The 1,339-nt window shown below is 33.8% G+C and carries 1 protein-coding gene and 1 pseudogene; both read right to left on the bottom strand.

Annotation, left to right across the window (positions count from 1 at the left end; genetic code table 11):
- Positions 1 to 439: pseudogene (locus tag BWGOE10_RS28035) on the bottom strand (glycosyl transferase); the annotation flags it as partial.
- A gap of 541 nt (positions 440 to 980) precedes the next feature.
- On the bottom strand, positions 981 to 1,339 hold a 359-nt coding region (locus BWGOE10_RS28030), incomplete at its 5' end, for a DDE-type integrase/transposase/recombinase (protein WP_131798989.1).

The following is a 1,339-nucleotide window of genomic DNA, read 5'->3' as shown; positions in this document are numbered from 1 at the left end:
TTAAGTCTGCTTTTAAGTGATACCATTCTGGTACTAACGTGGTTAAGGAATCGATATTTTCTTTTAAAGAAGCAGTACTATTTTCATCCCAGTTTACATAAAAACCATAAACTTCTTTAGATTGTTTACTATCGCTCGTTGAATTCACCATATTTTCATCGTTTTTCATTTCGGTATTAGGTTTAAATTCTTCTTTCTTTAACTGCTCGTCGCTGAGTTTTTGATTAATAGGCACAAGTTTAGTATCTTGCTTTACAGAAGGATTCATATTTGGAATTTCTGGTGTTGAAAAAATACTTCGAAAGAAAAAATAAAATACAATACTTATGCTAACTATTGAGATACATAGAAACCAACTGAAAGCTATTTTTCTTCTTCCTTTAGGATCATAAAAAACGGGTTTTGAGTTATCTTTCTCTTGTTGAATTTTTTTCTCCATTATTTTTTTTACATACTCCTTTTCTTTTTATTCTAAGTACAAACGCAAATTATTTTAATAGATAGGCCTTCTAGGGTTTTGGTGCGAAAATAGCTTAATAGGAATATAGAACAGTAATTTCCTGTTAACTTTGAGACCAAACGACTAATCCAAATATCTTATGAATGACTTCAACCTCATTTTGGGCAGATTTCACCCTTTGCCCTTTGGTGAAGTTGCCCTTTTTTCATCATATGCATGGCTTCGATACCTCTCAAAATCAAGATTGCTGTACGAAATGATTTCAATTCTAATTGCTTTCTTCACTATACATATTCGGAGGAAATAAAAATTTTATGGGGGTCAAAAAAATATTTTTTTATCATTTTAGCCAAGAAGACTCCTTCCTCAAGGAACGCGAAGTGAGTAGGTGGGGGATGAATTGGCTTCGGACAAGGGATGGCAAGAAGCCATCTTAATTGTTCGACATACATAAACTGGTTCTGGTGCAAAAATAAAATAAAAGAGAATAAAGTGCATATATCCCTAACAGAATTGTATTTTATGCTACCAGTCCAAACAATTGATGGATGAATTCTTTCTGATTTTGAACAGATTGGTCCCGTAAATCAATCTGTTCTTTTTTGATCATATGCATGGCTTCAACACCACTCAATATAGAGGTTGCTGTTTTAAATGACTTGAATCTCAACATAGAACGCACGCGTTTCTTAATAAAACGATGATCCTGTTCCACTATATTATTGAGATATCTGACTTGCCTTAGTTGTATGCCTTCAGGCATATGTTTCTCTTCTTTCAACTCTTGAATCGCTACAGGATAGGCAGGATTCTTATCTACTGTTATCACGCGAGGTTTAGAAACGTACGAAAAAGCCAAGGCTTTCTTGAAAAAGCGCT

It is taken from the genome of Bacillus mycoides (genome assembly GCF_001757995.1).
Lineage (GTDB): Bacteria > Bacillota > Bacilli > Bacillales > Bacillaceae_G > Bacillus_A > Bacillus_A mycoides_B.
This window is presented reverse-complemented; position numbering and strand designations above follow the sequence as displayed.